The sequence below is a fragment of the Acidithiobacillus ferridurans genome, assembly GCF_003966655.1.
GTDB classification, from domain to species: domain Bacteria; phylum Pseudomonadota; class Gammaproteobacteria; order Acidithiobacillales; family Acidithiobacillaceae; genus Acidithiobacillus; species Acidithiobacillus ferridurans.
On record NZ_AP018795.1, the window covers coordinates 1223333 to 1236550 of the forward strand.

At 54.7% G+C, this 13218-nt stretch carries 16 protein-coding genes and 2 pseudogenes; 14 read left to right on the top strand and 4 right to left on the bottom strand.

Features of this window, described 5'->3' with window-relative positions:
* Positions 1-5: 5 nt before the first annotated feature.
* The 3 genes from AFERRID_RS06280 to AFERRID_RS06290 form a co-directional block, all read right to left on the bottom strand.
* The gene (locus AFERRID_RS06280; protein WP_113526227.1) at positions 6-611 is read right to left on the bottom strand and encodes a histidine phosphatase family protein; all 606 of its coding nucleotides are present in this window, start codon (positions 609-611) and stop codon (positions 6-8) included.
* 168 nt (positions 612-779) lie between these two features.
* Positions 780-1478: an MIP/aquaporin family protein gene (locus tag AFERRID_RS06285; RefSeq protein ID WP_319025272.1), complete on the bottom strand. Its 699-nt coding sequence runs from the start codon at positions 1476-1478 to the stop codon at positions 780-782.
* Positions 1479-1735: 257 nt separating this feature from the next.
* Positions 1736-2428 carry a VIT1/CCC1 transporter family protein gene (locus tag AFERRID_RS06290; RefSeq protein ID WP_126604594.1) on the bottom strand — a complete coding sequence of 231 codons (693 nt, stop codon included), beginning with the start codon at positions 2426-2428 and terminating at the stop codon, positions 1736-1738.
* A gap of 188 nt (positions 2429-2616) precedes the next feature.
* Between AFERRID_RS06290 and AFERRID_RS06295 the strand changes: the two genes are divergently transcribed.
* The 12 genes and pseudogenes from AFERRID_RS06295 to AFERRID_RS16190 all read left to right on the top strand — a co-directional run.
* Positions 2617-3000: a DUF423 domain-containing protein gene (locus AFERRID_RS06295; protein WP_113526224.1), complete on the top strand. Its 384-nt coding sequence runs from the start codon at positions 2617-2619 to the stop codon at positions 2998-3000.
* A 30-nt stretch (positions 3001-3030) separates the two neighbouring features.
* Positions 3031-3429, top strand: a complete 399-nt coding sequence (locus AFERRID_RS06300; RefSeq protein ID WP_012535979.1) for a rhodanese-like domain-containing protein — start codon at positions 3031-3033, stop codon at positions 3427-3429.
* A 113-nt stretch (positions 3430-3542) separates the two neighbouring features.
* Complete coding sequence (locus tag AFERRID_RS06305) at positions 3543-4337, top strand: spermine/spermidine synthase domain-containing protein (RefSeq protein WP_126604595.1); 795 nt, start codon at positions 3543-3545, stop codon at positions 4335-4337.
* Positions 4338-4545: 208 nt separating this feature from the next.
* Positions 4546-4791, top strand: a complete 246-nt coding sequence (locus AFERRID_RS06310) for a DUF6868 family protein (protein ID WP_113526222.1) — start codon at positions 4546-4548, stop codon at positions 4789-4791.
* 401 nt (positions 4792-5192) lie between these two features.
* Positions 5193-5453 carry a deoxyribodipyrimidine photo-lyase gene (locus tag AFERRID_RS15950; protein ID WP_126604596.1) on the top strand — a complete coding sequence of 87 codons (261 nt, stop codon included), beginning with the start codon at positions 5193-5195 and terminating at the stop codon, positions 5451-5453.
* A 270-nt stretch (positions 5454-5723) separates the two neighbouring features.
* Positions 5724-6797, top strand: a complete 1074-nt coding sequence (locus AFERRID_RS06320; RefSeq protein ID WP_126604597.1) for an alkene reductase — start codon at positions 5724-5726, stop codon at positions 6795-6797.
* Positions 6798-7017: 220 nt separating this feature from the next.
* The gene (locus AFERRID_RS06325; protein ID WP_126604598.1) at positions 7018-7287 is read left to right on the top strand and encodes a type II toxin-antitoxin system RelB/DinJ family antitoxin; all 270 of its coding nucleotides are present in this window, start codon (positions 7018-7020) and stop codon (positions 7285-7287) included.
* Complete coding sequence (locus tag AFERRID_RS16340) at positions 7274-7642, top strand: type II toxin-antitoxin system YafQ family toxin (protein WP_126604599.1); 369 nt, start codon at positions 7274-7276, stop codon at positions 7640-7642. Before AFERRID_RS06325 ends, AFERRID_RS16340 begins: the two co-directional genes overlap by 14 nt.
* Positions 7579-7776, top strand: a complete 198-nt coding sequence (locus AFERRID_RS06335) for a type II toxin-antitoxin system VapB family antitoxin (RefSeq protein ID WP_012536620.1) — start codon at positions 7579-7581, stop codon at positions 7774-7776. Before AFERRID_RS16340 ends, AFERRID_RS06335 begins: the two co-directional genes overlap by 64 nt.
* Positions 7773-8147: a type II toxin-antitoxin system VapC family toxin gene (locus AFERRID_RS06340; RefSeq protein ID WP_126604600.1), complete on the top strand. Its 375-nt coding sequence runs from the start codon at positions 7773-7775 to the stop codon at positions 8145-8147. The genes AFERRID_RS06335 and AFERRID_RS06340 overlap by 4 nt, the downstream gene beginning before the upstream one ends.
* Positions 8148-8245: 98 nt before the next feature.
* Positions 8246-9700 carry a type I restriction-modification system subunit M gene (locus AFERRID_RS06345; RefSeq protein ID WP_126604601.1) on the top strand — a complete coding sequence of 485 codons (1455 nt, stop codon included), beginning with the start codon at positions 8246-8248 and terminating at the stop codon, positions 9698-9700.
* Positions 9697-9987, top strand: a pseudogene (locus AFERRID_RS16190) (restriction endonuclease subunit S); the annotation flags it as partial. The gene AFERRID_RS06345 and the pseudogene AFERRID_RS16190, both read left to right, overlap by 4 nt.
* A 65-nt stretch (positions 9988-10052) precedes the next feature.
* On the opposite strand, the gene AFERRID_RS15530 reads toward AFERRID_RS16190, so the two are convergent.
* Positions 10053-10196, bottom strand: a complete 144-nt coding sequence (locus AFERRID_RS15530) for a hypothetical protein (RefSeq protein ID WP_225982036.1) — start codon at positions 10194-10196, stop codon at positions 10053-10055.
* A gap of 48 nt (positions 10197-10244) precedes the next feature.
* On the opposite strand from AFERRID_RS15530, the gene AFERRID_RS06355 reads away from it, so the two are divergent.
* Together AFERRID_RS06355 and hsdR are read left to right on the top strand one after the other, a co-directional pair.
* Complete coding sequence (locus tag AFERRID_RS06355; protein ID WP_172959342.1) at positions 10245-10838, top strand: restriction endonuclease subunit S; 594 nt, start codon at positions 10245-10247, stop codon at positions 10836-10838.
* A 10-nt stretch (positions 10839-10848) separates the two neighbouring features.
* Positions 10849-13145: pseudogene (hsdR, locus tag AFERRID_RS06360) on the top strand (EcoAI/FtnUII family type I restriction enzme subunit R).
* The last annotated feature ends 73 nt before the right edge of the window (positions 13146-13218 follow it).

A 13218-nucleotide genomic window follows, 5' to 3' on the forward strand; every position in this document is an offset into this window, starting at 1 on the left:
CCGAATCAGCCAGGGCGAGGCCCGAAGACCGGGCGCTGAGGGCAGTAATTCCATAAATGCAGGGCGGGAACTTCGTGCTCCCAACCCAGACGGGAAATACTGCCCGGGTCCAGGTGCAGGTGGTCAGCGAAACGGAGATCCAGTCCCAGCCAATGGGCGGCCAGTGCCCGCAGAATGTGGCCATGGGCAAAGCACAGCACGTGCCGGTGGCCCTTTTCATTCCATTCCTTCAGCAGCTCCTCACAACGGCTACTGACGGCTTCCGGGCTTTCGCCACCCGGTCCGCCACAACGGAAAACGCTCCATTTCGGATTTTCTTGGCGAATTTCCGCCGTCGTCATTCCCTCATAGCGACCGTAGCGCCACTCGCAGAGCCCGCGGTGCAGTTCAGGAACAGCAAAACCCGCGAGAATGGCCGTGTGATGGGCACGCAGCATAGGGCTGGAGTAAACCCCGTCAAAATGCCCCTGTTCCACAAAGTGGTTCCAGAGCGCCTGCGCGTCTTTTCGGCCCTCCGCTGTCAATGCCACGTCGGTCACCGAAGTGTGTTTGCCGCTATCCGCCCACTCGGTCGCGCCATGCCGCACCAATGTGATGGATTCTATACTCATGAGGGGACTCCAGAAGGTGGCCTGTAACACCTAAACTATAGAACCAGAACCTGCGGATCGTGGCGGGATAGGGGCGATGAAGAGGCCTGGCCTTGGAGAAAATGACGGCGGCGCCACAAAATCGTGGCGCCGCCGCTACTAAAGTGCTACCCGGCAAAAACCGACGAGTCAGGAAACAGCCTTGTGCTCCTGCATGAAATTGTAGAGCAATCCGGCAATCAGTCCGCCCACCGGCGTCGCAACGAGATACACCCAGATGTGCGGGAAGTAGACACCAGCGACGGCCGGCCCCAATGTCCGCGCGGGATTCAGGCTTGCTCCGGTCAGCGGGCCCATAAACGTCACCGCCATGACCAGGGTAAAACCGATAGCGAGAGGAGCAGCGTTACCGGCACGACCGCTCATGGCCGTATACAACGCGGTAGTGGTCAGGAAAAATGTTCCCAAAGCCTCCAGTATAAAACCGCCGGAGACCGATACCAGGCCGGTATTGATGGTGGTGGCCCCAAGATGTCCTGTCGATCCGCCAAGAACCACCAGAAGCACATAACCGGCCGCGATGCCACCACCAACCTGAGCGACCATATATAGGCCGGCATCCTTCCAGCCTATCTTTCCTGCAATGGCCCCGCCAAGAGTGACCGCAGGGTTGACCACGCCACCGCTGATGTCACCAAACACATACGCGGCGATCATGATGGCCAGTCCGTTGGCCAGGGCCACATCGATCAGGGGATAACCCATTGCCGCGGCACCGCCACCAAAAAATATGAGCCCGAAGGTACCGATGAACTCTGCCGCCATTTTCCGACTTATTGAGCACATTAAGGATTCTCCATTAAAAACATGCGAAAGGTGACGCGGCATCCCGCTTTGACGCCGTGCCGCACGAAGATCCATAAGCACATAATGACAAACTTACAGATCTGGGGCGATGATACCTATAAACCGGCTACAAGGATATAACCTGTCCGTAGATGGATGAAGTCCATGACGGTGCATGACTGAGAACCGCCTTTTGGCGCAGATGAGGGCTATCCTTCCGTGGCGAAAGTCGTAATCCTCTGATTCGGCGGGGCGCACCTGGTTCTCGACGCGACCGATTCAGATTGGCGCGTTACCGGTCAGATGCCCGTCTGACCGAGCAGATGGCCGATCAGCGTGGTGGCAAGCATCGAGAGAACACCCCAGAAGACCACGCGGACGGCGCCCTTCACCATGGGGGCGCCACCCGCCCGGGCAGCGACCGCACCGAGGAACACCAGCAGGAGGATGCTGGTCGTATACAGGGCCGGTAATACCCCGCCGTGGGGGACGAAGGCGGCGATCAGCACCGGGAACAGGGCACCAAATGCAAAGGCAGTAGCGGAAGCCAGTGCCGCTTCGGCGGGCCGCGCCGCCGCCATTTTCGTCATGCCCAGTTCGTCATGGGCATGTGCAGCAAGGGCATCATGCTCCATAAGCTGGGCGGCGACCTGCTGGGCCAGCGCCTCGCTAAGGCCACGCGCCACATAGATGCCCCTGAGTTCAAGCAGTTCTTTTTCAGGGTTTTTTTCCAGTTCGCGCTTTTCCGTTTCGAGATCTGCGGCCTGGGTATCGGCCTGTGAGCTCACGGATACATACTCACCGGCCGCCATGGCAAAGGCGCCAGCGACCATCGCCGCAACGCCAGCGAGCAGAATCTGTTCGTGGCTTGCCTGTCCGGCAGCGATACCGGCAAGGAGGCTTGCTGTCGAGAGCAGGCCATCGTTGGCGCCCAGCACGCCGGCCCGGAGCCAGCCGATCTTCTCATGGTGATGGTGTTCGTCATGATACATGCAATGTCTACTCCCGGCCGAGAATGGGTGGCCAGAGTGTAACCACGGTGCAAAGCACTGGTCCAGCCATTCCTGCCTCACCCGGTGTTCCACCCAGAGGAGCGAATTTCTGCTATCCTGCCCGACAGCCGCCTGTCTGCGAAGCAGGAACTCGCGGTCCGAATACCATGATGCAGCGGAGAACAGTTATGATGTCGCAGACGGACAAGTGGTTCCTTGCCCTTGGCGCCGCCAACGCAGGGGCGGCAGTAGCGCTGGGGGCCTTCGGCGCCCACGCCCTGAAAGACCGCTTGTCACCCAAAATGATGAGCATCTACCATACCGGTAACCAGTATCACCTCTACCACGCCCTGGGACTGATGCTGGTGGGAGTAGTGGCGCTGCAGGTGCCAGAATCCGGCCTTACGCAGTGGTCGGGCTGGCTTATGCTGACCGGGACGGCGTTATTTTCGGGCAGTCTTTACCTTCTGGCGATGACTGGCAAGGGTTGGCTTGGCGCCGTTACGCCCGTCGGTGGTCTGTCGCTCATTTCTGCATGGATATTGTTGGCTGCAGGCGTGTTACAGGTATAATTTCCGGTCAGCTTTGGCCAGGAGAGCAGCATGACAAAGTCGGTAATAAACCTCGCCCCGCAGGACGCCTTCCACTTCCTGCAGAAAAATCCGCAGGCGGTGCTTATTGACGTCAGAAGTGAAATGGAGTTTCTGTTTGTCGGGCACCCGAAAGAAGCGTTAACCATCCCTTGGCGAGACGATCCTGACTGGGAAATCAACCCGGACTTTCTGTGTCGGGTACGACGGGCCACATCTCTCAACCGACCCGTCTTACTGATCTGCCGTAGTGGCCATCGCTCGCTGGAGGCTGGACAGTACTTACAGGCCAATGGTTTCAGCGCCGTTTACAATGTGGCGCATGGCTTTGAAGGGGATCTGAATGATCAGCATCGCCGAAGCAGCCTGAATGGGTGGCGCTTTGATGGACTACCCTGGGAGCAAATATAACACCGCGACAAGAAACTTTTGTTGATTCCCGCCGCACGGCGCATGGGTAATGAGACCCATAAAAAACCAAATCGTGAAAAAATGACAGCGCAATAAAAGGATGCACCAGAAATATGAACGAATCTGCGGGTTCTTTGACCAACTCTCCCGATCTACCCAGTCAACCTGTGCTGGCGCAACCATTCGCGCAAGAAGATTTTCGGTCCATAACATTACGCTTCGATCTTTCGGCGACTCAAAGTACCATGCACAAATCTGCGCCAGACAAGCTGGTTCTGGGTTATACCCGCACCATGATGGGCTTTCTGATTCTACAGCCAAAACCCAAACGGATTGCCATGATCGGTCTGGGTGGAGGTTCCCTGGCAAAATATTGTCTGCGCCACATCCCGGATGCCCACTTCACCGCCGTGGAGATCAACCCCAAGGTCATTGAGTTGCGTGACCGCTTCGGCATCCCACCAGATGGCCCCAATTTCCGGGTGCTGAGTGGAGATGGCGCAGTATATGTCAGCAACCACGCCAAACCGGTCGATGTGCTACTGGTCGATGGCTTCAATCATGATGGCCAACCCAGGCAACTATGCAGCACAGGGTTCTACAACGACTGTTATGCCAAGCTGCGAAAGAATGGGGTACTGGTGGTCAACATGCTGAGTAGTGACTGGCAATGCGATGCCTATGTCGCCCGCATCCAGACAAGTTTCGATGATCAGGTCGTCGTTATAGATGCAGAAGAGTCTGGCAACAAAATCGTATTTGCATACAAAGGTGCGGACTTCCCTCAGTTGGCGAGCAAAATACGCGATCGCGTCCGTGCGCTGGGCCCTTCACACAGTATCTCTCTACACGCCACCGCGCAAAAATTGTCCAGGCAACTCCAGCAGCTTTATTCATGCCGCGCGTAACCGTCCAGGCGGATTGTACCTATGATTCCATGGATGCCTCCTCAGCAATCAAGCCTAGTGGATGCACCATTGCCGATATTCCTGATCCGGGTCTGCCCGCGTCATTTCTTTGTACGCCATTGCATGGAACACATTATTCAACGCGCACAGGTGGTCAGTTTTAAATGCGCGCCAGCAGCTGCCCATATGGGCAGCACCGGAGGCAATCATGACGATTCTGGAACAGGTTCAAGAGGTGCTGGTTTGGTGTACGGTTATCAACTATGTCGTGCTGATTGTCTGGTTCGCAGTATTTATCGGCGCACATGATTGGCTGTACCAGCTGCACCATCGTTGGTTTCATCTCTCCACGGAGCACTTCGATGCCGTACATTACGCCGGGATGGCTGTCTACAAGATTGGAATTCTGATATTCAATCTGGTGCCAATGGTGGCCTGCTTTCTGATTTCCTGATCCAGGAATGCTCGCAATGACAAGGGCTCTGGCTTTCCCGTCTGCATCTGGGCCTGGGTGTGTAGCCGGAAGGACCAGACACGGCCCTCCCGATAAGACTTAGCCATGGAGATCACCCGCTGCCCTGTTAAACAGCGTGTAAATTTACCACCTGATACCCTGCCGGGTTTAGCCCGGAGGAACCTGGAGTGATTTGCATGGAAACGACTACCAAAGCTCAACGGCGGCAGGGCAGCAGTTGCAGTCGTCCCGCGGACTGATCATCATGTTCTCGAAACTCGTCACCATGGCTGTAAACCGTAGCAGTCTTTTGAGAATGGTTTTCGAGAATTGCAACCCTTTGATTTACTGTGCAGCAATCACCGCCATCTGAGGGACGGCAGCCATTCCCCAGGAATGATATGACAGCCACTATTGTCTGGTTTCGCCGTGATCTCCGTCTCGGAGATCACCCGGCCCTGCGGCAGGCAGCCCAGGATGGTAAAGTAATCCCTCTGTATATTCTGGATCCGAACGAGACATCGGGTGCTGCCGAACGCTGGTGGCGACACCATAGTCTGCAGCATCTGATAGGATCCGTTTTTTCTGGCAAAACATTTCTCTCATTGCTCTCTCATTGCTCTCTCATTAGCCTCAATACTGTCGGCTGTTTAGTTAGTTAGATTTCTGGACGGGGTCCCCGCTGCAGAACCCCGCTAATGACCAAAGCGGCGGCCCAAACCGGGCAGGCCGCTGAAAATTTGTCTTTCACGCCCGGTGATTCCATTCCGATCATCTTATCTGGCTAAACAGTATTGTGCCTATGCGTGTCTCGGCCAAGGGAATGGAGTCTGGTGTGCTTGGCGTAGAATTTTTGTTTTGGCTTGAAAACAGACCGACTGGTCGGTATACTTAATAAACGAGACCAGGAAAACCATTTTTTCGGAGGCCCCATGACTGATTTGTTCTCTCCTCTCCAGCTTGGCAGCCTGGAGCTGGACAACCGTATTCTGATGGCGCCGCTCACACGCTGTCGGGCTGAAGAAGAACATGTTCCAACACCGCTGATGGCGGAATACTATGCCCAGAGAGCCAGTGCAGGTTTGATAATCGCCGAAGCAACCATGATTATGCCCGGTAATTCGGCTTTCTGGCATGAGCCAGGAATTTATTCTTCCGCCCAAATCGCAGGGTGGAGCGAGGTAACCAAGGCCGTGCATCAGGCGGGCGGAAAAATTGCCTTGCAAATCTGGCATGGGGGTAGGGCGTGTCATCCTGATCTCAATAATGGGGCAGTGCCTGTGGCGCCCAGTGCCATTGCCATTGCCGGTGAAGAAGTACACACCCCCAAAGGCAAGCAGACATACACCACACCGCGCGCCCTGGCTGACGACGAAATCCCTGGGATTGTCGAAGGCTTTGCCCAGGCTGCCCGCAATGCCCGTCTAGCCGGTTTTGACATGGTGGAAGTGCATGCTGCCAATGGTTATTTGCTGGACGAATTTTTGCGGGATGGTGCCAATCATCGCCAGGGGCCCTATGGTGGAGATCGGGAAAATCGCGCCCGTTTTCTTTTTGAGGTTCTGGCGGCAGTCAGTCAGGCAATCGGTGCAGATCGCGTCGGAGTGCGCCTTTCGCCACTGAACAGTTTTAATGATATGCGGGATAGTGATCCCGTTGGTTTGCTATCCTGGCTTGCTGGTCGACTGAATGATTTCGGATTGGCCTATTTGCATGTGATGCGCGCCGATTTTTATGGACGTCAGACCGGAGATGTCCTGGCACCAGCCCGGAAACATTTCCAAGGCCCCTTGATCGTCAACATGGGTTACTCAGCAGAAGAAGCCCAGGCAGCAGTCTTTTCTGGTCAAGCAGATGCTGTTGCTTTTGGTACCGCTTTTCTGGCAAATCCAGATCTACCCGCAAGAATACGTAAAGGTGCTGCCCTGAACAGCCCCGACGCTAGTACATTTTATACATCTGGCGCGCAGGGATATACAGATTATCCGCTACTCGAAGATCAATAAGCTTGTTATTAATACGGCCCTTAAATACCCGACCATAGTGGGATATCATACAGGGCATGGATTGACCGGAGCGGGTGGCGCGTCGGGATGGGGTTCGCCCCCTGCGAAGGGTTCGCTTGCGCTCATTTCCTGTTCGTTCCGCTTATCCTGGCCCGCTTCCTTGTTGCGTAGTCGCATTGTGACTACAATATGGGTGTCTGAACCTTCCTGGAGAACTACCATGAGCACTACCACCGACACCTACGTCCGCGCCCGCATTGACACCAACACCAAGGAGCGGGCCGCCAGCGCACTTGAAGCAATGGGGCTGTCGGTTTCCGACGCCATTCGCCTGCTGATGCTGCGCATCGCCGACGAACAACGCCTGCCTTTCGACGTGAAGGTGCCCAATGCCACCACCAAGAAGGCCATTGCCGAGCTGGAAGCGGGCAAAGGCAAGAAGTTCACTAGCGTGGACGATCTGATGGCGGATTTGCATGCGGACGATTGACCGTTCCTCCGCGTTTCAACGCGACTACAAGCGCGAGGCCAAGGGCCAACACCGGGTCACGCTCGATGACACGCTCAGGCCGGTATTGGTGGCACTGGCGACAGATCAGCCCCTCGATGCGCGCTACCGCGATCACGACCTCTCCGGCGATTGGGCAGGCTACCGTGAATGCCACGTCAAGCCCGACCTGCTGCATAGAAATCATCGTCCGAATATGCGCACCGAGCCCATGACAAACCAACACCAAACATCTAAAATAACATCATATGATGCCATGGTGAGGTCCATCTTATGCGAACGACAATCAACCTGGATGATGAGCTCCTGGCCCAAGCCAAAACGCTCTGTGGCGTAGAAGACCGTGGTGCCCTCTTAAAAGAGGCCCTGCGTGCTTTGATTGAACGGGAAAGTGCCCGTCGCCTCGCTCGCTTGGGTGGAACAGAACCGCAATTACAGAACATTCCTCGCAGACGAGAGCCTGCCGCTTGATTCTGGTCGATACCTCCGTCTGGATCGACCATTTCCGCTCTGGAGATGCACACCTCTCTACTCTGCTTGATCATGCCATGGTGCAAACGCACGATTTCATCATCGGAGAAATCGCTTGCGGGAATCTCAAAAATCGGCAACAGACCTTATATCTGCTCTCCTGTTTACCCCGATGCACCGCCACCTCTCCAGAAGAAACCCTGTTTTTCATTGGGCGTCATAGCCTGATGGGACGCGGTATAGGCTATATTGACGCGAGTATCCTAGCCTCCGCCATGCTCGTGCAGGCCAATTTATGGTCCCGCGACAAACGTCTCATGGCTCTGGCTACCGAACTTGGCTGCGCGTACTCGCCGACGTCATCCGAATAGAAGGCAGTTCAGTCCCACGCCGCGCTCCTTCCCGCCGTGCCTCCAATGCCTTATATTCAAGCCAGATATATAACAACTACCGACCGCAAGAGAGACGCATGTTCGAGCAGGCCTTCAAGAATATCGATGACATCCTCCACAAAGATGCAGGCTCCTCCAGCGAACTCGATTACACCGAACAGACCTCCTGGCTGCTGTTTTTAAAATACCTGGACGCCCTGGAGCAGGACCGGGCCATGGAGGCGGAGTTGGAAGGCCGTCCCTACACCTTCATCCTGGACGACGCCTTCCGCTGGGAGCATTGGGCGGCGCCCAAAACGGCAGATGGCAGGATGGACCACCACAAGGCCATGTCCGGGGACGACCTCCGGGACTTTGTGAATATCCGGCTGTTTCCGTATCTGTCAGGCTTCAAGCGCCGTGCTACTGGTTCCAACACCATCGAGTACAAGATCGGTGAGATCTTCAGCGAGATCAAAAATAAGATTCAAAGTGGCTACAACCTGCGGGAGATCGTGGAGATCATTGATGGTCTGCGCTTCCGGTCCCAGACGGAGAAGCATGAGCTCTCCCACCTGTATGAAGCCAAGATCAAGAACATGGGGAATGCCGGGCGAAATGGCGGCGAATACTACACGCCCCGCCCCCTGATTCGGGCGATTGTGCAGGTGGTGGCGCCCAAGGTCGGCGAGAAGATTTACGACGGCGCCGTGGGCTCTGCGGGTTTTCTCTGTGAAGCCTTCGACTATCTCAAGGCCCAGCCGGGACTGACCACCGGCGATATGCAGACGCTGCAGGAGCGTACCTTTTACGGCAAAGAAAAAAAGAGCCTGGCCTATATCATCGCCATCATGAACATGATCCTGCATGGCATCGATGCGCCGAATATCGTCCATACCAACACCCTGGCCGAGAATCTCATGGATATCCAGCCGAAAGACCGGGTGGATGTGGTGCTGGCGAATCCGCCCTTCGGCGGTAAAGAGCGCAAAGAGGTTCAGCAGAACTTCCCCATCAAGACCGGCGAGACGGCCTTTTTATTCCTGCAGCACTTTATCCGTATGCTGAAAGCTGGTGGACGGGCCGGTGTGATCATTAAAAACACCTTCCTGAGCAATACGGACAATGCCTCGGTCAGTTTGCGCAAACTGCTACTGGAAGACTGTAACCTGCATACCGTACTGGATCTGCCGGGCGGGACCTTTCAGGGGGCGGGAGTAAAAACCGTGGTGCTGTTCTTTGACAAGGGCGCGCCGACCCGAAAGGTCTGGTACTACCAACTCAACCCCGGACGGAACATGGGGAAGACGAATCCCCTCAATGACAACGATCTGGCGGAGTTTGTCGCACTGCAGAAGACCAAGGCCGACTCGCCGCAGTCATGGACTGTGGATGTGTCTGGAATCGACACCCGTACCTATGACCTGTCGGCCAAGAATCCCAATGGCGGTGATGAGAAGGTGCTGCGTAGCCCGGAAGAAATTCTGGATGAGATTGCCGCACTGGATGCCGAGAGTGCTGAGGTGCTGGCGGCTATTCGGGGACTGCTGTGAGGGGGAGGTGGGAGGTTAAACAGCTTGGGGAAGTTCTGCGTCTTGAGTATGGTAAACCGCTGGACAAATCTGATAGAAATCCGAACGGTAAATATCCTGCTTATGGTGCAAATGGCGAGAAAGATCGCACTGATAAAAGTCTGTGCGATACACCAAGCATAGTAGTTGGCAGGAAGGGTTCAGCGGGAGAGATCACGCTTACAGAAGATAGGTTTTGGCCTCTAGATGTTACATATTATGCAGAATTCAATCGTCAAAAATATGATCTCCGCTTTATTTACTATCTACTTATAACACTAAATCTTCCTGACCTTGCTAAGGGAGTAAAGCCTGGAATAAATCGAAATGAAGTTTATGCGTTGTCCACCTCAGTTCCCCCCTCCCCGAACAACGCCGCATCGTCGCCATCCTCGACGAAGCCTTTGAAGGCATAGCAACCGCAAAGGCGAACGCGGAGAAGAATCTCCAGAATGCCCGTGAGGTCTTTGAGAGCCATCTGAATGCGGTGTTTTCGCAGCGGGGTGAGGGATGGATGGAGAAGGGGTTGGATGAAGTCTGTTTAAAAATTCAGGATGGTGCCCATGAATCCCCTCAAGTTCTTTTCGATACCCCTGGAAATGGAAGATTTCTATATATAACCTCAAAAAATATAAAGGATGGTTACTTGGATCTCAATAAAGTTGCTTATGTTAACAGCGATTTTCATAATCGTATTTATTCCCGATGCCAGCCAGATGTTGGCGACATCCTTTTGACGAAGGATGGCTCGAATACAGGCAACGTCTCCATAAATAGCATAGCAGAACCATTTAGCTTGCTTTCCAGTGTATGCCTCATCAAATCCAACACAAACTTTTTGCTTCAAAAATTCTTATACTTTTATTTACGCAGCCCAATAGGTATTAATAAAATAACTGGGAGCATGACGGGAACTGCCATAAAACGAATAATTCTCAAAACAATTAAAAAGTCGACTATTACAATTCCATCTTTGCAGGCGCAAATGGCCATAGTTTCTGAAATAGATAAGTTAAATAACTATACCCAACACCTCGAATCCCTTTACAAGCAAAAAATCACAGCTCTCGATGAGCTGAAGCAATCCCTATTACACCAAGCCTTTAACGGCGACTTATAGGGACTCCGCCATGAATGAAGCCGACACCCGCGCCCAACTGGTAGATCCTGCCCTCAAGGCCGCTGGCTGGGGTGTGGTGGAAGGCAGCCGGGTACTGCGGGAGTACCGGATCACTCAGGGGCGGCTGCAGGGCGCCGGACAACGCGGCAAGCCCGAGATTGCCGACTACGTGCTGGAGTACCGCAACGAGAAGCTCGCCATCGTCGAAGCCAAGCGCCACGATCTGCCCCATACTGAAGGAGTCATGCAGGCCAAGCAATACGCCCTGAAGATGGCCATACGCTTCACCTATGCCACCAATGGTCAATCCCTCTATGGGATGGATATGGAAACGGGTAGCGAGGGCGACATCACCCGCTATCCCACTCCCGAGGAACTCTGGAATCAAACCCATGCCGTAGAAAATGCCTGGCGGGATCGTTTTGCCGCCATTCCATTTGAAAGTGTCGGGGGGTCATTTCAGCCCCGCTACTATCAGGAGACCGCCGTACAGCGCGTCCTGGAAGTCATTGCACAGGGGCGGGAGCGCATCCTCCTGACGCTGGCCACCGGCACGGGCAAAACCTTCATCGCCTTCCAGATCGCCTGGAAACTCTTTCAGGCCCGCTGGAACCTTTCTCGTGAACCCAGCCGCAGGCCGCGTATTCTGTTTCTGGCCGACCGAAACATCCTCGCCAATCAGGCATTCAATGCCTTCAACGCGTTTCCCGAAGATGCCCTGGTGCGGATTGCTCCTGAGGATATCCGCAAGAAAGGCCGCGTCCCTACCAACGGCAGTATCTTTTTCAGCATTTTCCAGACGTTCATGAGCGGTGCCGGTGACACGCCGTACTTCGGGGACTATCCGCCGGACTTCTTCGACTTCATCGTGGTGGATGAATGTCACCGGGGCGGCGCCAAGGACGAAAGCAGCTGGCGCGGCATCCTCGAATACTTTGCGCCTGCGGTACAGTTGGGCCTCACCGCTACACCCAAGCGCCGGGACAACGTGGACACCTATGCGTACTTTGGAGCGCCGGTCTATATTTACAGCCTCAAGGACGGTATCAACGACGGCTTCCTGACCCCTTTCAAGGTCAAGCAATTCGCCACCACCATCGACGAATACATATACACCCCCGATGATGATCTCCTCGAAGGGGAAATTCAGCCTGGAAAAACCTATCTGGAAAAAGACTTCAATCGCAAAATCGTCATCCCCGAGCGGGAACGCTATCGGGTAAAACTCTTCATGAGCCAGATCGACCAGCGCGAGAAGACCTTGGTGTTCTGCGCCAATCAGGAACATGCCGCCATGGTGCGGGACATCATCAATCAGGAGAAGACCAGCACCGATCCCCTCTACTGTGTCCGCGTGACGGCCAATGACGGCAGCATGGGCGATCAGTATCTGAAAGACTTCCAGGACAACGAAAAAAATATCCCCACCATCCTGACCACCAGCCAAAAGCTGAGCACCGGCGTCGATGCCCGGAACATTCGCAATATCGTTCTGCTTCGCCAAATCAACAGCATGATCGAATTCAAGCAAATCATCGGTCGGGGCACCCGGCTGTATGATGGGAAGGACTTTTTCACCGTCTATGACTTCGTGAAGGCGCATCATCATTTTGGTGATCCGGAATGGGATGGCGAGCCGCTGGAAGCGGAATCCACAGGGGAAGCAGCGAAGTGCGGGAACCCCGTCTACCTCTACCGCCGACCGAGCGGCCCGTCAAAATCCGGGTGAAGCTGCGGGATGGGAAGGAGCGCAGCATCCAGAGCATATCTTCCACCATCTATTTCGGACCAGATGGAAATCCCGTTACGGCAGCGCAGTTTCTGGAAGGGCTCTTTGGCACACTGCCGGAGTTCTTCAAGGATGAGGACGCGCTTCGCCAGATATGGAGCGATCCTGAGACGCGGAAGAGCTTTCTGCAGGGACTGGCCGAGAAGGGCTATAACCGGGAACTGCTCATGGAGATGCAGCAAATCATCGACGCGCAGAATAGTGATCTCTATGACGTGCTGGCCTATGTGGCCTTTGCCTTGCAACCGGTTTCCAGATCAGAGCGGGCTGAACACGCCAAGCAGAGTATGGACCAACAGTTCACCGACAAGCAGCGGGCCTTTCTGGACTTTGTGCTGGCGCAATACATCAAGGTCGGGGATGCGGAACTGGACACCGAAAAGCTATCGCCATTACTCCGACTGAAGTACAACAACGCCATATCCGATGCCTTTGCGGAGCTGGGTAGCCCGGCAGAGGTGAGGAAGGTATTCAGTGGGTTTCAGCGGTATTTGTATGATGCACGGCAAAGGGACTAACGATGATCGTAACGGACAAGAAATGGCGTGCTGTCATAGATGAGGTATTGGCAGAATCATCTACGCCACTACA